An 18,479-nucleotide genomic window follows, 5' to 3' on the forward strand; every position below is an offset into this window, starting at 1 on the left:
CCCATGAAATATTGGGAGTTCTTTGTGAAATATAACATTTTTATTACAAATTTTAATTTCTAGACTGAGAGATAGATAAAGACCACTTCACAATTATTGTAGGGTGAAATTCTTGCTATTTCCCATTTACTGAGTAGCAACTTCATTTCACACTTGATAGCAAACAAAAAAGACTCCATAAAATCTGAGATGGATTTTAGCCACTACAGATTTTATGGAGTTTTATTATCTTCATGCTGTTAAATCAAGGATTCTTAGCCTAAGTTACGCTTATCTATTATTCCCACTCAACTGTTGCAGGTGGTTTGCTTGTAATATCGTAGACGATACGGTTAACATGATCTACTTCGTTTACGATACGTACTGAGATTTTTTGAAGCACTTCCCAAGGAATTTTGGCAAAGTCAGCAGTCATACCATCAATAGAGGTGATGGCACGGATTGCAATTGTGTAGTCATACGTACGACCGTCACCCATAACCCCAACTGAACGAACGCCTGTGTTAACAGTGAAGTATTGCCAAATATCGCGGTCAAGGCCAGCTTTGGCAATTTCTTCACGGAGGATAGCGTCTGATTCACGAACTGTTTCTAGTTTTTCTTCAGTGATTTCACCCATGACACGGATAGCAAGTCCTGGTCCTGGGAATGGTTGGCGCCATACAATATGGTCTGGCATACCAAGCTCTGTACCAAGGGCACGAACTTCATCTTTATAAAGAGTGTTGAGTGGTTCGATCAATTCAAACTGCATGTCTTCTGGAAGACCACCCACGTTGTGGTGTGACTTGATAGTTTGAGCTGTATCTGTACCAGACTCAATCACGTCTGTGTAAAGAGTTCCTTGTGCAAGGAATTTCACATCTTTGAGCTTGCTTGCTTCGTCATCGAATACATACACAAACTCATTACCAATGATTTTACGTTTTTGTTCAGGGTCAGAAACGCCAGCAAGTTTATCAAGGAAACGTTTAGCAGCGTCTGCTTTGACGATATTCAAACCAAACTTACCACCAAGCATGTCCATAACTTGATCCGCTTCTCCTTTACGAAGAAGACCGTGGTCTACGAAGATACAGATCAATTGATCGCCAATAGCCTTTTGGAGAAGAACCCCAACGACAGATGAGTCAACCCCACCTGAAAGACCAAGAAGGACACGTTTATCACCGACGGTTTCACGAATTTTTTGGATCTGCATATCGATGAAGTTATCCATTGACCAGTCGCCTTTAGCCTTACAGATGTTAAGGGCAAAGTTACGAAGGATGTCATTCCCGTATACAGAATGGCGAACTTCAGGGTGGAATTGGATACCGTAAATGTGTTTATCTGGGTTTTCGATGGCTGCGTATGGGCAGTCAGCTGATGTACCTGTACGAACAAAGTCAGAAGGAATCTCAGTAACCGCATCACCATGGCTCATCAAAACAGTCTGCTCATCTGGTGTTGATTCAAAAAGAGCTGATGGTGTGTGAGTTAGGGTTGATTGACCGTATTCACGATTCCCAGCGTCACCTGCAGGAACAACTTTTCCTCCAAGTTTATGGGTCAATAACTGCATACCGTAACAAATTCCCAAAATAGGAATTCCGAGTTCGAAGATTTCTGGGTCAATATCGAATGAACCATCTTCGTATACAGAGTTTGGACCACCTGAAAGGATGATTCCTACAGGGTTGATTTCACGAACTTCAGCAGCTGAAATTTTATGACTTTTTAGTTCTGAAAAAACACCAATCTCACGGATACGGCGTGAAATCAGCTGGTTGTATTGGCTACCATAGTCCAATACGATGATTTTTTCTACATCTTGCAAATCAGTTGAAATGTTGCTCATCTTTTTCCTTTCTCAAAAGAAATATCTTTTTTCAATATTCTATCACAAATAAGGGCGAATTACCAACTAAACAAGGCGAAGTTTGACTTTTTCTAGTTTATTGGGGTACAATAGAGAAAAGATAGAAATGAAGTGAAAAATATGCTACCCGCTTATATGAAAATCCATGATCAGATTAAAAAGGATATTGACGAACATCGTTGGGCCATTGGTGAGAGACTTCCCAGTGAACGAGACTTAGCAGAGCAGTTTGCGGTCAGTCGCATGACCCTCCGCCAAGCTATTTCCCTCTTGGTCGAAGAAGGAGTTTTAGAGCGCCGTGTAGGAAGTGGCACCTTTGTATCCAGTACACGTGTACAAGAAAAGATGCGAGGGACAACCAGTTTTACTGAAATTGTTAAGTCCCAAGGTAAAGTACCCTCTAGCCAACTCATTTCCTACAGAAAAACTATTCCCAATGAGCAGGAAGTTGCCAAGCTAGAAATTTCTCCAACGGACAATATTATCCGAATGGAACGTGTTCGCTATGCCGACCAAGTTCCTCTGGTTTATGAAGTTGCTTCTATTCCTGAAAAATTCATTAAGGACTTTAAAAAAGAAGAAATCACCAGTCATTTCTTCCAAACCTTGCAAAAACACGGCTACCGTATCGGTAAATCACAGCAGACCATCTATGCTCGCCTCGCTAAAGAAAAAATTGCCCACTATTTGGAAGTTGAAAAAGGACATGCCATTCTTGGTTTAACTCAGGTTTCCTACCTAGAAGATGGTACTGCTTTTGAATACGTAAAAAGTCAGTATGTAGGCGAACGCTTTGAATTTTATCTTGAAAATAATTAGATTACTATGCAAAAACTCTCTGTCACGGACAAAGAGTCTTTTTATTTTTCTAAGAGTAAATCTTTCAACGAAATCAAAGTTACAGCAACTAAAATCATTGCCATGCCAAGAAAATCAATAGGATAAAATTGTTCATTCATAATTAGGAAAGCAAAGAAAACCGCCGATATTGGCTCAATTGAAGCCAACAAGCTTGACTTGACCGGTCCTATCAAACTGGCTCCTTTTAAGAAGGCTGTATAGGCAAAGACAGTCCCGATAAGGATAATGCCCGCAAATGCAAGGAGAAAATCAAGACTAGTTGGGATAGCAGTCTGTAGAACTCCTGTAAAAGGAAGGGCGACCAAACCTGCTATGACCATTCCCACACCAATGACCAAGCTACTCCCCCACTTCTTAATCAAGACTATGGGTAAAATGATATAAAGTGCATAAGTTAGTGCAGAAAATAGCCCCCAGAACAGGCCTGCAGGTGTCATGGATAACTGGTCCAACTGCCCATGAGTTGCAATCAGGAAGGTCCCTCCAATGGCTAATATGATTGAAATAATCTCTCCCAGTGTCGGTGCTACCTTATCCTTGATACAGCTATAAATCAAAATCCCAACAGGACAAACATACTGAAGCACCGTCGCGGTACCTGCATTGGTCTCCTGAATAGCAGTTAGATAGGCGAATTGGTTGAGGAAGAGACCAATTAGAGCAAAAATAAGAAGAGACAGCAAACTCTTTCTATCCTTTAAAAAGGCCAGTATTTTATCCTTTGCAGTAGCATAAGCCAAGAGCATGAGAATTCCACCAGCGATTAAAAGACGCAAGTTGGTCAAAACCAGAGCCGAAATTCCGTGTGCCATCAGGTATTGGCCACTCGTTCCTGACAAGCCCCAAGCAATCCCAGCCACAACTGTTAATAAAGTCCCTTTTAAACTGTTTGACATGTCTCTCCTTTACTCTTCTTTACGAATCAAGTCCATCACTTGATTGCGGTCTAAAATCCATTGAGCCCTCTCATCCTTTTCATAAGTACGATTCGATAGGAAAATGGCCGCTTCTTGCTTCTGGCGATTCCACATGATAAAGGTACCTGTATAGCCCGTATGGTCTAGCCAATCTCCTTCCAAATTCCAGGCCAAAGAACGTTCCTTGTCATCCAAAGGAGAAAAATTTTGACTCAAATCTCTTGCAAAATCATCTTCTAAATAGTGTTCTAAAAAGATTTGTAAATCCTTTACAGTCGAAAATAAACCAGCACTACCTGCATGTTTGCCTAGGAGGCGAGCTTTGGGATCATGTACCAGACCTGCCTCGACACCTCTAACTGTTGGAACAGCAAACCCAACAGGTCCAAATTGGGTTTTCGTCATTCTCCAAGGATTCCAAACTTGTTCTTGTAAAATCACATCCAAGTCTTGATTAAAGATTCTTTCCAAAATAAAACCCAACAGCAAAAAATGGACATCCGAATAAAGAAAGGCTGGCTGATTTCGTCTATTGAGATGAAACATAGCTTCCTTTAATTCTAAGGCTGCTAAAAGATCTCTATTGGGAATAAAAGGATCAAGATTTGTAGCGTGGGTTAAGAGCTGGCGAATAGTGATATCTGGATAATCACTTTCAGGTAAAAAATCTGTTACCGGTCTGTCAATATCTAATTGACCTTTTTCCCACAAGAAGGTAAAAACAGTACCTACCCCAACAACCTTGCTGACACTGGCTAGGTCATAAACTAGTCCTGCCTGAGTCTGCAAGCCATGCTCTGGGTCACTCTGACCTAAATAGAACTCCTTCCATTGATGGTCCTTAAAATACGCAAAAGAGGCTCCGGGATAAATCCCTGCCTCGATTTGTTCTTCTATTTTTTTAATAATCTTGGTCCACTTCATACTTCTTCAAACCACAATTCAACATTATTTCTATCTTTTCCAAGGAAGAATTTTTCAGACTTGGGAATAAAATATTCAGTAGACTCAAATTTCTGGCGAAGACTTTCTATATCTAGTTCATTGACCAAGAACTTGAGCATAGATAAGTCCCAAGTAACCGTATTGTCCACAGTCAAATCCTGCCCCTGAGCTGGAATAAAATCAAGGGATTCCCCAATTTCAGATAGTTCCAAGACACTATCTACATCCGTTGGGAAGTGTAATTCCATAGAAATCTCAAATTTACTTAAAGAAATTGACTCCAAATCTGTTTGAAACTCAGGTTTTTCTCCTACTTCTACTAGATTTTCTCTGTCATCTTCCGCATGAATCAAAACCAAATCAGCTTCTGGAGAGTAAATTTCAAAAGCGTAGCCGTTTTGACCTTTATATAATTGATGAATCGAATCTGTTTTAGATAAGAGTCCTTCAATTTCTAAGGGATTTTCCACCTTGACAATCAATCTAGCTAGTTTTTTTCTTCCCTCTACCTTACGAGTGCGCATACTTGGAGCTTCTTCTAAAACCAGCTTTTCTAAACCTGTTTGATCACCTAGTGACAGAAAGGCTGACTCTTCTAATAAGGCCTTCATGCCAAGGGTTTCTATATAAAATGTTTCATTTAATTTTCTATTATTAACTTTTAAAGTAGGAATAATCCGTACAATCTGATTTACATTCATAAATTCCTCCAACTCTTTTATTTTAAAGGATTTTAGAATTTTTTACAAGAAATTATGCTCAGATTTACCTTTTTTTCGTAAAATTTCATCTAAAAAACCGAGGATTTCCTCGGTTTCAATTTCTTATAGGTAAAGGAATTTGAAGATAGCTACTGCCGCAATTGCTGCTGCGATCGGTGCTACTACTGGTACCCAAGAATACCACCATTTTGAATCACCTTTGTGCTCACCAAGAACTGATTTTGGAAGGAAAGCATGAAGGAGACGTGGTCCCAAGTCACGGGCTGGGTTCAAGGCAGGTCCTGTAGGTCCACCAAGTGATGTTACCAAGGCCATAACAAGGAATCCAAGTGCCAAGTGAGCAATTCCAAGACCAGATGTCATAAATGGTGCTACTTGTTCTTTAGCTTGATCAAGTGCTGCTGTTACTTGTTCTTGAGGAATTGTTTGACCTTGAGTAGTTGCTTGTGCAACTTGAGCATTGATAGCAGCTTGTGCTTTTGATACTAGTTCAGCACCAAAGAAGTTTTTAGTCATTCCAAGAGCTGCAAAGAAAAGAACAAATGAACCGACAAACTCGTTTACAAAACCATTAACAGTTGCTGCAAAACGTGATTCTTTTGTACCATTATCCAAACTTGAAATTGTTGAGAAAGTACCCAAGATGTTGTTTGGATTTTCAGTTTTCAAGTAATATGGGCGGTGTGTTGCCACAACCAAGGCTTGACCAAAGATAGCACCCAAAACTTGTGCGATGATATAAGGCGCAACTTGTGCCCAAGGGAAGAGACCGCTGATCGCAAGTCCAAGAGTGAAGGCTGGGTTAATGTGGTTACCTGATACGTTACCAAACATCAAGGCTGGGATCATAACCCCCATACCATAACCAACAGCGATAACGATCCAGCCACTTTGGTGACCTTTCGTACCTTTAAGTTCAACGTTGGCAACTGCACCATTTCCAAGAATGATCAAAATAGCAGTGGCCAAAAATTCAGTGGCATATTTAATTGCCCATGTGAAATCCATTTGATAGATTCTCCTTAAAATTTTTTAGACAATCCTTATTCTATCAATTTTTATATCTTTTAGCAACAGGTTTTCTAAAAGAATGTATGAGAAAGCGGTTTTATTTCTCTTATTGAAACAAAAGGATTAAGGAGGTGCATTTCCTTAATCCGAGAGTTCTTATTCTTGACGTTGTCCGAAATCAGCAATCATCTGCTCCATTTCTTGTCGACTCGGAGTTGTCAACATATAAAGGTAATCCCCTTGAAGTTCCGCAAAGGCTGCAGGCATGATTTTTTTAACCTTGAACTGATGGCTGTATTTGGCAAGCAAGTCCTCCTCAGAATAGACATAGTGAGCATTTGCACGACGTGATGTAGCTAAACAATATTGAGCTTCAAAGTCCGACGCTGGGAACTCTTCGCCTGCTACAATAGCTGCATAGCCACGATAGAGGTCCAAGGAATGGGCAAAGTTATAAACATCAATGGTAAAACCACCTGCAGGGCGGTTATTGTACTCAATGGCGATGTAATCATCCCCTTCACGGAAGAACTCGATATGGAAGAACCGTTCTTTCATACCAAATTCCTTGACAATTGCCTCACCATATTTACGTAATTTGGGATCCATGTCCTTAAGAACATAGTAGGAATTGTCCATCTTGTAAATCATGAGATCCAGCGGTGTATAGGCGTAATCAAAGGTCGTTGAGAAGACAATCTTTCCATCCTTATCCACTAGACCATCAAAGGTGCAAATTTCGCTGGAAGTGACAAATTTTTCAAAGAAATAAACGGTCGAATGGTCCCACTCAGTCTTGAAGTGATTGATATCGTCCTCTGTCTCAAGCTTAAAGGTCGCGGCTGCTCCCACTCCATTGTCAGGTTTGGCAATCATTGGAAGGCCAATTTCATTCACAGCTTGATCCACATCTGCTATCGTCTTGATAACAGCTCCAGGTACCACGGGGACACCTGCTTTTTTGAAGAGTTTCTTCATTTCAGACTTAAATTTCGTCTTTTTGAGATCCTCTGGTTTGGCACCAAAGACATTGAATTGTTCTCTGAGTGTTGCATCCAGCTCAAGCCAGTATTCATTATGAGACTCGATGCGGTCAATTGGGCCATGTTTATAAAAGAGAAAAGCAACTGCACGTTTGACTTCATCTATATTTTCAAGATTGTCAACACGGAAATACTCGGTCAGGCTATTGCGTAAAGGCTCATCCAACTGCTCGTATGGTTCCTGACCAATTCCCAAGACCGTGATGCCTTTATTGGCTAGCTCAATGGTAAACTGTTGAAAGTTTTGCGGATAATAGGGAGAAATAACAAGATAATTCATAGGTAACTCCTTTTATAAATAGAGATTGCCAAGGAAATAAGGCATTTGTTTGCGCCACCATTCCCAATCGTGGGCGACATCGTGTCCCCATTCAGCAAACCAGGCTGGAATTTGTTTCTGGTCAAAGGCTTCTTTAAGCTTGTAGAAGGATGGCAAGCCATCTTGTTCCCAGGCACCGAGACCCGTACACAGCACAATCTCTGCCTGACGATAACGGTCAATAAACCAGCCGTCGTTCTGGTTCCAGATATAATCTACTGGCGAGTTTTGGTAAATAGCATCGTCATTGTAGTAATCACCGACAAAGAAACGTGCGTCGTAAACACCACTAAGAGCAATCACCTTGGTAAAGACATCTGGATGCTGAAGGAAGAAATTGAGTGCATGATAGGCGCCCATCGAGCAACCTGTCGTCATCATTCCATCAAACCAACCTGTCTTGTGCTTGATAAAAGGAATGGCCTCCTCAATCACATAGCGCTCGTAGGCACGATGCATCTCTGCTTGGTCGTGCCCATTTTTCCAAGTGGCCAACCAGCTCTCACTGTCTACACTGGATAGGGTAAAGAACTGAACACGGCCTTCCTCGATAAAGGAAGCACAAGCATCAATCATGCCAAAATCATAGTATTCGTTGTGACTACCACCTGATGAAGCAAAGACCACAACTGGAATCCCTTCATGTCCATAACGATTAAGGTACATTTCACGGTTAAGATTGCCACTCCAGTGGCTAAGGTTTTCAATATGCATTGGCTTTCTCCTTTTCTAACTTACCATTTCTCTGCAAAAAATCTCAGACAGTCTGGTAAATTCTCCGACCAAGGGATTTCACTATGGATGGCACCAGATTGAACTTTCAAGACAAGATTATCTAAGTGTACTCCCCCTGCTATCAAATCATGGTAATAGCGAAGCGATGAGTCGATATAGGCTTGTTTGATATTGCCAGCCATCAAGGTCTTGTCTGTATCATCCGCTTCTTCCGTTCCTACATAGATGAAGATGCGCTGGTCAGGCGATAGTTGTTGACGCTCGATATAGCGGTTAAAGGCTTCTTGGTGCAGCCAGTTGGCAGATGAAAAGACTCCCAAGCAACCAATTTGGTCTTGGTATTCCAAACCGATAAACTGGGTAATATTGCCGCCTAGTGAGGAGCCAATCATAGCCGTATGCTGTCGATCAGCTTTGGTACGGTAGGTCTCATCGATAAAAGGTTTGACCACCTCCATGACAAACTCGGCATACTCCACACCCTTACCGCCAAACTGCTGCCCTGGAATAGGAGATTCTTGGAACTTCCAAGCCGCATACTCATTCATCCGCCCCATACCATCATTGTCAATGGCTACGACAATCATGCGACTAATATCTGGATTGCGCTTAATAGCTGGGATAATCTTCCATGAATGGCCAATGAAAGACTCTTTGCTATAAAAAACATTTTGCCCGTCATGAAAGTAAACAACAGGATAGGAACGATTCATCTCTTTCTCATAATCTTTAGGTAGAAGGACACGCACACGGCGCTCCTTACCTGTATAAGGAACCTTGAGTTTGTGTTCTTTCATTTTTAAATAAAAGTAGGATTGATTCATTGTCAGAAAACTCTCTATATTCAAAATTTTATTTTATTATATCACAATTATAGAAAAAAAGTTAGTTTTGCTTCCACTTTTGGAATTAAAAACTAACTTTTTCATCTATTTTGCTAAATTCTTCTGGATTTTCTGATTAGAGCAGATTGTCAATCAAGTCATCCACTTCATCTTTTTCAGCCTGCGGTGTAATCTCAGTAATCATGATTCCAGCCACAGCTCGCCCTACTAATCCTTCAACATCCATGCGTCTTTCGTACTGTTCTGCATTCTTAATCTTAGGATTGGTCTTTGGACGATCTGGCGCAAAAATGGTACAACAGTCTTCAAAAGGCTGGATAGAAATTTCAAAGGTGTCAATTTCCTGAGCAATGTCAATGATTTCCAACTTATCCATTGTCACAACTGGACGAATAATTGGAGTGTTGGTAACAGCATTAATAGCCTGCATGCTTTCGAGGGTTTGGCTTGCTACTTGACCAAGACTTTCCCCGTTGATAATTACTAAACCATTTCGTACCTCACGGATACGGTCAGTAATCCGCATCATAAAACGTCGTGTCAAGGTCATGAGGTAGGCTTCTGGCGCTTTAGCCTTAATTTCCTCTTGAATCTCTGTAAAAGGGACTTCGATAAACTGGATATTTCCCCCAAACTTGGTCAATTTACGAGTCAAATCTTGGGCTTTTTTAAGAGCACCAGGACTCGTGTATGGTGGACTTGCAAAGTGAACAGCCTCAATATCCACTCCACGCTTAAGTGCAAGATAACCTGCTACAGGTGAGTCAATCCCTCCTGACAACATAAGCATCCCTTTACCTGAAGTTCCAACTGGTAAACCACCAGCCCCACGAATAGTTTCATAAGAAAGATAGGTTGCTTCTTCACGGATTTCCACCTGAAGATTGATGTCAGGACTTTTCATTTGAGCTTGCACATTTGGAATGGCTTCGAAAACAGCTCCTCCAAGTGTTTGATTGAGTTGACGACTATCCAACTCAAAGTTGTGGTCGCTACGCTTGCTAGAAATTTTAAAGGTCATGCCTTCTTTGTAGATGTCCTGCATAATCTCTTGGACAGCAGACTTCAGAACTTCTACAGATTTTTCAACCTTATAAACAGGGGAAAAGTTTTGAATTCCAAAGACTTGCTTAAGCGATTCTGCAACTGCTGTGTAATCCGCGCCATTGAGGTATGCGTGGGCACGGTCACGATCTGCCGTTACCTTAACTTGGGGATAGATAGACAAAACGTCTGAAATATTATTGCGAAGTTTATTGATGAAACGCATACGATTTTTACCCTTGGTTGACAACTCTCCGTAGCGAATCATAATTTCTGAATACTGCATGAATGCTCCTATCTTACTTTTCTAGTTTGGTTGTAAATTAATTTTAACTTGGTCAAAAACTGCTCGACCTGACTCATATCATTTTCAAGGTCTAGACTAAGACGCACAGCTGACTGAGCCTTATCCTTATCCACTCCCATGGCAATCAGGGTTCCTGCAGGTTTCCCAGCCTTGGACGAACAAGCAGAGGTCGTTGAGATAAAAATATCATAGTCTTCAAAGGCGTGAACGATGACTTCACCACGAACACCCTTGATTCCAAAAGTCAGAATATGAGGAGCAAAGTCTTCCTCATCTGAAAAGACAAAAATATCTGGATAGTCCAGAAGTGCTTGACGAATCACTGCCTTCATCTGTCCAGTCTTGCTCCTAAAGATATCTAGCTTTTCCATAGATAAACGGAGAGCCTTGGCTGTCGCTGCAATTCCTGCCACATTTTCAGTTGTCGAACGGTAATCACGTTCCTGACCACCACCTGTTAAAAGAGGCGTAATCTTCTTGCCAGACTTGATATAGACAAAACCAACACCACGAACTCCGTGGAACTTGTGACCAGAGAAAGTCGCGAAATCCACTCGTTCTGTCAGATACTTTTCAGTCGGAATCTTGGCAAGTGCTTGAACCGCATCAACGTGGAAGGAAATAGTCGGCTTGTCTGCTAACAGTTCTGAAATAGCTTGAATAGGTTGAATCGAGCCAATTTCATTGTTCACAGCCATGACGGAAACGAGGGTCGTATCAGGTCTTATCAAATCTGCTAGTGCCTCAACGTCTACAAATCCTTTGTTATCAACTGGAGCAAAATCCACTTCAAAACCTTGAGATTTCAACCAGAGTGCTGACTCTTTGACTGCCGGATGTTCAATGGTTGATACAATGATGTGCTTTCCAAACTGAGCCTTTTCAAAGGCCACACCCTTGATGACCCAGTTATCTCCTTCTGTCCCACCAGAAGTAAAGAAGATTTCATCACTTTTCTTACCGATTAAATCTGCAATCTGTTGACGAGAAGCATCTAAGATTCGTGTTGCCTGGTCTCCTAAACGATGGAGACTAGATGGATTTCCTAAAATTTTTGAAGCGACCTGCATATAAGTTTCAAGGGCTTCAGGATAGGGCTTGGTCGTCGCCGAATTATCAAAGTAAATCATGTTTTCTCACGCTTTCTAAAATCACTCCTTCTATTGTATCATGAAACGGAGTCTGCGACAAGAAAGGGCAATTCCTCTTTTTTTAAGATTTTTTTAAAGAAATGCGGTATAATAAATTTTAATTAAAGGAGAGAATGTATGTCTAATTATCGTAGAACTTCAAAACCAAAAACAGAACACATCAAAAAAGGCTTCACGGTCTTTCAAAAAACCGTTGCTACTATCGGTAGTATCCTCGGCTTAATTACCGCAAGTATCACTATCATGAACGCCTTGGATAATAACAAAAATACTAAAAAAGAACCTACGACAAGCCAGACGACAACAATTGTCAAAGAAATTCAAAAGGAATCCCCTCAGGAAAACACTAGTCCCAATAAGGAAAACAACACTTCTCAAGAAAAAACACAGCAAGAGGAAACACCAAAATCTAACGTCAAGGAAGAGAAAAAAGAAGAGCAGAAAGCAGCAACTCAGGAATCTACTACTCCTGCTCCAAGTAAGCCTACTACTGAAAATGAAAAACAGTCCAATACCCCAACTTCGGAAAATAAAAGCAATCAATAGTCAGTAAAATAGCTTCCCTCCAAATTTGGAAAGAAGCTATTTTTTTATTGCTGCAATACTTTTCTTGGTTTGGTACCTTCAGCTGGACCGATGACACCTGCCATCTCAAGCTCTTCCATGAGACGGGTCGCACGGTTAAATCCAACTGACAAACGACGCTGAATCATAGATGCGCTGGCTTTCTGAGTTTCGATTACCAAAGCCTTGGCTTCTTCAAAGAGCGGATCACCACCAGATTCACCATCTGAAAATTCACCTTCATTTTCAGAAACCTCACCTGGATCAAAACTCTCATCGTAGTCTGCATCTGCCTGAGCCTTGATAAAGTTTACGATGCGTTCAACATCATCATCCGAGATAAAGGATCCTTGGAGACGAACTGGATGATTTTCATCGATTGGTTTAAAGAGCATATCTCCTCGACCAAGCAGTTTCTCAGCTCCATTTTCATCTAAAATAGTACGGGAGTCTGTTCCTGATGAAACTGCGAAAGCGACACGAGATGGGACATTGGCCTTGATCAGACCAGAAATGACGTCAACGGATGGACGCTGGGTTGCAAGAATCATGTGGATACCTGCAGCACGCGCCTTCTGTCCAAGACGAATGATAGCATCTTCCACTTCCTTGCTGGCCACCATCATAAGGTCAGCCAACTCATCCACAATCACGACAATGAGAGGTAGCGGAACCTGCTTGTACTCAGACTGGGCATTGAACTCTTCTACCTTGGCATTAAAGCCTGCAATATTCCGAACTCCCACCTTGGCAAAGAGTTCATAACGATTTTCCATTTCATCCACGACCTTTTGCAAAGCCTTGCTGGCCTTACGTGGATTGGTCACGACTGGAATCAAGAGGTGGGGAATATCATTGTAAACAGACAACTCAACCATCTTGGGATCGACCATCATAAACTTAACTTGGTCTGGTCTTGCCTTCATGAGAATGCTAGCGATAATGCCATTAACTGCTACTGACTTCCCTGATCCTGTTGAACCTGCGACAAGCAAGTGGGGCATCTTGGAGAGGTCAAATGCTCTTGCAGTTCCATTAACAGCCTTCCCTAAAGGAATTTCCAAGAGATTTTCTGCTTTTGTTTGAGATTGTTCCCATAGTTCGCGGAAAGAAACTGTCGCAATCTCAGAGTTAGGTACTTCGATTCCCACTAAAGATTTCCCTGGGATAGGTGCTTCGATTCGGACATCCTTGGCAGCCAAGGCTAGAGCGAGGTCATCTGCGAGATTGGAAATGCGGTTAACCCGTACACCAACTGCTGGCTTAACTTCATACTTGGTCACTGATGGCCCAATTTCAGCCCGTTCCACCGTCACCTTGATACCAAAGCTAGCAAAGGTTTCTTCTAGAATTTTGATATTTTCCCGAACGATTTTCTTCTCTTTAGACTGGTCTTTGGGTTTATCAGGTGCAAAGAGTTGTAAGCTTGGAAGTTTGTATTCAAGAGCCTCCTTGGCTGAAAAATCGACCTGAACATCTGCGTCATCAGAGCCATCTTCCTGTTCAGCGAATTCATGTTCAGCTTGAGGCAGGATGATTTCTGGTTCTACCCACTCTTCTTCCGGAACAGGCGGAACATCAAGCACAACATCTTCTGTCAGAATTTCACCCGTTTCCATATCAACAGGAGGCATATCGAGTAAGGCTTTTTCAGCCTCTTCTTTTTCTAATCTAGCCTCTTGCTCAGCCTTTTGACGAGCTTTTTCTTCTTGTTTGACAAAGCGTTCCTCTTTTCGACGCTCATGCCCTTCTCGCCATTTGGCAAATCCTCTACTGAAGAATTCAGCAATATCGTAAACAGACCAAGGACTGATTAGGAGAGCGCCTGCTAAAATCAAGATAGAACCAATAAAGTAAGTGCCGATATTTGAGAAGAGAAAGGCTGTTGGCACATAGAGTCCAACACCAATCAAGCCTCCACCAGCAAAACTAGTCGTTCGAAAACCAGTCAAATCCGTCACAACCTGAGCTATAGTCCCTTTTAGAACGGACTTATCCAAACCATATTTCCAAACTAAGTAGGCCTCAAAAATCAAGAGCAAGCCAGCAAATATGGTGAAAAAGCCAGATAAGAGTCCTTCCTGTTTTCGTATCCACTTGAAGAAGAAGAGATAGAGCAGGATGCCAAATATTGCCAGATAAGCTAGGCTACCCACCAGTAAGCGAATTAGATTGTAAAGGGTTATACCTGCAGCCCCTAATTTAAAAGCTGCGAAAACCAATAAAATCGCGATTCCTAGCGAAATCAACATTCGTTGAATCGCTTCTTTTCTTTCGAGTTCTGCTTTAGACGGTCTCCGTCTTGTTTTACTTGTATTCTTGTTTGCCATTCTTCTATTATACCATATTTCACAGGCATTTCGGAAAGAGAAAAAGACTGCACCAAACGGTCCAATCTTTTCATTTTCTATCTAAGTTTTATGCTTGTGGTTTGCGTAGGTAACCATAGACTACACCACTTACGATTGCTCCTACCAAGACAGAAACGAGGTAAAGAAGAGCATTTGAAGTAAGGGCAATAACGAAGATTCCTCCGTGTGGCGCCATGAGTTTGATACCAGTAAGACCAACGAGGCCACCTGCTACTGCTGAACCAAGGATGAAGCTTGGGATAGCACGAGCTGGGTCAGCGGCACCAAATGGAATTGCTCCCTCAGTGATAAATGACAAGCCCATGATGATGTTTGTCAAACCAGAGTTGCGTTCTTCTTTAGTAAATTTATCTTTGAAAAGAAGAGTTGCGACAAAGATTGCAAGTGGTGGCACCATTCCTCCAGCCATAACTGCTGCCATGGCTACAGAACCACCTGAAGAAACAGTTGCTGCAAGCGTACCTGTACCAAAGACATAGGCAGCTTTGTTAACTGGTCCACCCATGTCAACAGCCATCATACCACCAAGAACGATACCAAGAAGGACAGCTGAACCTCCTCCAAGACCGCCTAGGAAGTCATTCATAGCAGTGTTGATTGCTGCCATCGGGATATTCACAGCTAGCATGACAAATCCAGTCAAGATTGTTCCAAGAAGTGGCAAGAGAAGGATTGATTTAGCACCTTCAAGTGAACGAGGAACTTTAACGTATTTCTTGATAGCAAGAACCAAGGCACCTGCGATAAATCCACCCACAAGGGCACCTAGGAAACCAGATGAGACACCTGCAAGAGTTGAAGTTGCTTCACCACCTGAGGCATAAGGAATTTTACCAAAGGCAAACCCTTCCTTGGCAATAGCACCAGCCACGAAACCTGCTACCAAACCTGGCTTTTCAGCAATAGAGTAGGCAACATAACCCGCAAAAACTGGAAGCATCAAACCAAAGGCAGCGCCACCGATTTTCATGAACATCGAAGCTAGTTCATTGTAAGAACCAAGATTGCCAAGATTTTCATTTGGAACACCCAAAGCACCGTCAATCAAGAAGGCAAGGGCAATCATGATACCACCGCCAATAACAAATGGCAACATTTGGGATACACCACTCATCAAGTGTTTGTAGAAGGCACCACCAAGGCTTTGTTTTTCGTTAGAGGCTGTTGCAGCTTTGGCTCCATTAGCAGCACGGTAGACTTCAGCATCTCCTGAAAGAGCCATGTTAATCAATTCTTCTGTTTTACGGATACCGTCAGCAACTGGACGATTAATCAATGGTTTGCCATCGAAACGATCCATTTCAACTGCCTTGTCAGCTGCGATGATAACAGCTTTAGCCTTACGGATGTCTTCAGCAGTTAGTTGGTTACCAACACCGCTAGCACCGTTGGTTTCAACCTTAATTCCAACACCCATTTCAGCAGCCACTTTTTGAAGAGCTTCTTGAGCCATGTATGTGTGGGCAATACCTGTTGTACAAGCTGTAACAGCTACGATAAAGTCACCAGAGTTATTGGCAGGTACTTGAACAGGCTCTTCAGTTTTTTCTGAAGCTTTGTCAAAAAGTTCAATAACTTGGTCAGCTGATGTTACTTGACGAAGTTTGTCAGCAAAACCGTCTTTCATCAAGTATTGAGACAATTCTGCCAAGGCTGCCAAGTGAGTATCATTGGCACCTTCTGGAGCTGCAATCATAAAGAAAAGGTCAGTTGGTTGCCCATCCAAGCTCTCATAGTCAACACCCTTGTTTGACTTGGCAAAGAGAACTGTCGCTTCTTTGACAGCGGCATTTTTGCTGTGAGGCATTGCGATTCCGTCACCCAAACCAGTAGAAGTCAAAGCTTCACGCGCCAAAATTCCTTCTTTAAAGGTTTCAAAATCTGTCACATAACCGTGGTCTGTCAAGCTTTTAATCATTTCTTCAATGACAGCTGTTTTTTCAGTCGCCTGTAAATCCAGCAACATGACATCTTTTCTCAATAGATCTTGAATTTTCATCTTTTTTCTACCTCAACTTTTTCATATGTTTCTTTAATAAATTCTGCCGTTGCCAAGTCATCTGAGAAAGTAGTTGCCGTTCCACAAGCAACTCCCCATTTGAAGGCTTCTACTGCATCTTTTGATTTGACAAACTCACCTGTAAATCCAGCAACCATAGAGTCACCAGCTCCAACTGAATTTTTGACTGTCCCCTTGATTGGTTTAGCAAAGTAAGCTCCCTCAGATGTGACAAGAAGGGCACCATCACCAGCCATAGAAATAATCACATTTTGAGCACCTTTAGCCAGTAACTGACGAGCACAGTTCTCGATTTCATCTAAACTTTCGAGTTTCACTCCAAAGATAGCTCCAAGCTCGTGATTATTTGGTTTGACCAAAAGTGGCTGATAGTCCAAACTATCAATCAAGGTCTGTCCTTCAAAGTCACAAACAACTTGCGCACCAGTCTGACGTGTCAAGGCAATCAAATCCTTGTAGATGACATTGCCTAAATTTTTAGCACTTGAACCCGCAAATACAACCGTGTCTTCTGCAGTCAAACTAGACAAAATAGCTTTCAATTCTTCTAGCTGAGCTAGTTCCACATTTGGACCAGTCCCGTTGATTTCTGTTTCTTGGTCTGCTTTAATCTTGACATTGATGCGAGTATCTTCTGCCACTTGGACAAAACATGTCTCGATTTCTTCCTCTGCCAGAGTATCTGTGATAAATTCACCAGTAAAACCTCCGATAAATCCAGTCGCTGTATTTGGAATACCCAAGCGCTTCAAGACACGACTGACATTGATTCCTTTCCCACCAGCAAACTTATCATCACTATCCATTCGATTGACACTACCGACTTGGACTTGGTCCAAACGAACGATATAATCAATGGATGGATTGAGTGTGACTGTATAAATCATACTTCTATTACCTCCGTTTTCTCCTTAATAGCCTGCAAGAGCTCATGCCCTTGACTTGTGATAACAATTGCTCGTTTAAGTGGTGCTACCTTGGCAAAGCAAGTTTGGCCAATTTTTGATGAATCCACTAAAACGTAGGTCTGTTTGGCATTCTCCAAAATAGCACGCTTCACAGCTCCTTCCTCCATATCTGGAGTCGTATAATAGCCATCGTCCACACCATTCATCCCGATAAAGGCACGGTCAAAGTGCAATTGGTTAATCTGGTTAAGAGCAACGCCCCCGATGCTAGCATCTGTCGCCATCTTGACACTTCCTCCAACCATGACAGTTGGAATCTGCTTTTCAACCAACTGAGCAGCATGGTGAATCGAGTTGGTTACTACAGTAATATTCTCATTGACCAATTCATGAATCAAAAAAGCAGTTGTTGTTCCTGCATCGATAAAGATGACATCTTGTTCCTTGATGAGAGAGGCTGCTTTCTGAGCCAACAACTTCTTCTCTTGAAGGTTTTTGACAGATTTTTCTTGAATGGTTTCTTCTTCCTGCAAGGAATGGGGCAATTCTGCTCCACCATGCACACGACGAAGCTTGTTTTCCGCTTCCAACTCATCCAAGTCTCTTCGAACCGTTGATTCTGAGGTCTCTAGCAAACTAACTAATTTTTCTAGAGAAACTACATGATGTTGATTTAACTCCTCTAAAATCAGTTGCTTCCGCTCTGTTTTTAACACCGAATCACCTCCTGTTATCGTTTACACTATTCATTCTATCACACTTTATTTAAAAGTCAAGCATTTTTTATCATTTTCTTTCAAAATCTATCATTTTTCTTATTTCTAGAATTTTTATTGCAAGATAAGGGCCTTTAT

Annotated in this window: 16 protein-coding genes; 2 read left to right on the forward strand and 14 right to left on the reverse strand. The window is 41.7% G+C overall.

Annotated features, from left to right (window positions below; all coding sequences use genetic code 11):
• Nucleotides 1-277: 277 nt before the first annotated feature.
• Complete coding sequence (gene guaA / locus N8L39_RS02660; protein WP_041171154.1) at nt 278-1,840, reverse strand: glutamine-hydrolyzing GMP synthase; 1,563 nt, start codon at nt 1,838-1,840, stop codon at nt 278-280.
• A gap of 141 nt (nt 1,841-1,981) precedes the next feature.
• On the opposite strand from guaA, the gene N8L39_RS02665 reads away from it, so the two are divergent.
• Entirely contained in the window at nt 1,982-2,680 is a 699-nt protein-coding gene (locus N8L39_RS02665; RefSeq protein ID WP_061590100.1) for a GntR family transcriptional regulator, read from the forward strand.
• Nucleotides 2,681-2,721: 41 nt separating this feature from the next.
• Here N8L39_RS02665 and N8L39_RS02670 read toward each other — a convergent pair whose 3' ends face one another.
• The 9 genes from N8L39_RS02670 to N8L39_RS02710 form a co-directional block, all read right to left on the reverse strand.
• Nucleotides 2,722-3,618, reverse strand: a complete 897-nt coding sequence (locus N8L39_RS02670; protein WP_261009760.1) for a DMT family transporter — start codon at nt 3,616-3,618, stop codon at nt 2,722-2,724.
• Nucleotides 3,619-3,627: 9 nt separating this feature from the next.
• Nucleotides 3,628-4,563 carry a serine hydrolase domain-containing protein gene (locus N8L39_RS02675; protein ID WP_261009759.1) on the reverse strand — a complete coding sequence of 312 codons (936 nt, stop codon included), beginning with the start codon at nt 4,561-4,563 and terminating at the stop codon, nt 3,628-3,630.
• Nucleotides 4,560-5,285: a CppA family protein gene (locus tag N8L39_RS02680; protein WP_261009758.1), complete on the reverse strand. Its 726-nt coding sequence runs from the start codon at nt 5,283-5,285 to the stop codon at nt 4,560-4,562. Before N8L39_RS02680 ends, N8L39_RS02675 begins: the two co-directional genes overlap by 4 nt.
• Nucleotides 5,286-5,408: 123 nt before the next feature.
• Nucleotides 5,409-6,314, reverse strand: a complete 906-nt coding sequence (gene gla, locus N8L39_RS02685) for an aquaglyceroporin Gla (RefSeq protein ID WP_000348095.1) — start codon at nt 6,312-6,314, stop codon at nt 5,409-5,411.
• A 159-nt stretch (nt 6,315-6,473) separates the two neighbouring features.
• A complete protein-coding gene (locus N8L39_RS02690) occupies nt 6,474-7,640 on the reverse strand; it encodes an ATP-grasp domain-containing protein (RefSeq protein ID WP_261009757.1) in 1,167 nt (388 codons plus the stop codon).
• 12 nt (nt 7,641-7,652) lie between these two features.
• A complete protein-coding gene (locus tag N8L39_RS02695; protein ID WP_261009756.1) occupies nt 7,653-8,393 on the reverse strand; it encodes an esterase family protein in 741 nt (246 codons plus the stop codon).
• A 20-nt stretch (nt 8,394-8,413) separates the two neighbouring features.
• Nucleotides 8,414-9,238, reverse strand: a complete 825-nt coding sequence (locus N8L39_RS02700; protein WP_261009755.1) for an alpha/beta hydrolase — start codon at nt 9,236-9,238, stop codon at nt 8,414-8,416.
• Nucleotides 9,239-9,374: 136 nt separating this feature from the next.
• Nucleotides 9,375-10,589, reverse strand: a complete 1,215-nt coding sequence (gene thiI, locus N8L39_RS02705) for a tRNA uracil 4-sulfurtransferase ThiI (RefSeq protein WP_261009754.1) — start codon at nt 10,587-10,589, stop codon at nt 9,375-9,377.
• An 8-nt stretch (nt 10,590-10,597) separates the two neighbouring features.
• The gene (locus N8L39_RS02710; protein ID WP_261009753.1) at nt 10,598-11,740 is read right to left on the reverse strand and encodes a cysteine desulfurase family protein; all 1,143 of its coding nucleotides are present in this window, start codon (nt 11,738-11,740) and stop codon (nt 10,598-10,600) included.
• 138 nt (nt 11,741-11,878) lie between these two features.
• Between N8L39_RS02710 and N8L39_RS02715 the strand changes: the two genes are divergently transcribed.
• Nucleotides 11,879-12,307, forward strand: coding sequence for a DUF6556 family protein (locus tag N8L39_RS02715; protein WP_261009752.1), 429 nt, complete (start codon nt 11,879-11,881; stop codon nt 12,305-12,307).
• A 44-nt stretch (nt 12,308-12,351) separates the two neighbouring features.
• On the opposite strand, the gene N8L39_RS02720 is transcribed toward N8L39_RS02715, so the two are convergent.
• From N8L39_RS02720 to N8L39_RS02735, 4 genes are all read right to left on the reverse strand, one after another.
• A complete protein-coding gene (locus tag N8L39_RS02720) occupies nt 12,352-14,655 on the reverse strand; it encodes a DNA translocase FtsK (RefSeq protein ID WP_306800142.1) in 2,304 nt (767 codons plus the stop codon).
• An 88-nt stretch (nt 14,656-14,743) separates the two neighbouring features.
• A complete protein-coding gene (locus N8L39_RS02725; RefSeq protein WP_261009751.1) occupies nt 14,744-16,696 on the reverse strand; it encodes a fructose-specific PTS transporter subunit EIIC in 1,953 nt (650 codons plus the stop codon).
• Nucleotides 16,693-17,604 (reverse strand): 1-phosphofructokinase, encoded by a 912-nt coding sequence (pfkB, locus tag N8L39_RS02730; protein WP_261009750.1) that lies wholly within the window; start codon nt 17,602-17,604, stop codon nt 16,693-16,695. Before pfkB ends, N8L39_RS02725 begins: the two co-directional genes overlap by 4 nt.
• A complete protein-coding gene (locus N8L39_RS02735; protein WP_261009749.1) occupies nt 17,601-18,341 on the reverse strand; it encodes a DeoR/GlpR family DNA-binding transcription regulator in 741 nt (246 codons plus the stop codon). The genes pfkB and N8L39_RS02735 overlap by 4 nt, the downstream gene beginning before the upstream one ends.
• Nucleotides 18,342-18,479: the final 138 nt, after the last annotated feature.

Origin of the sequence: Streptococcus mitis (assembly GCF_946190285.1) — a bacterium.
GTDB lineage: Bacteria > Bacillota > Bacilli > Lactobacillales > Streptococcaceae > Streptococcus > Streptococcus mitis_CP.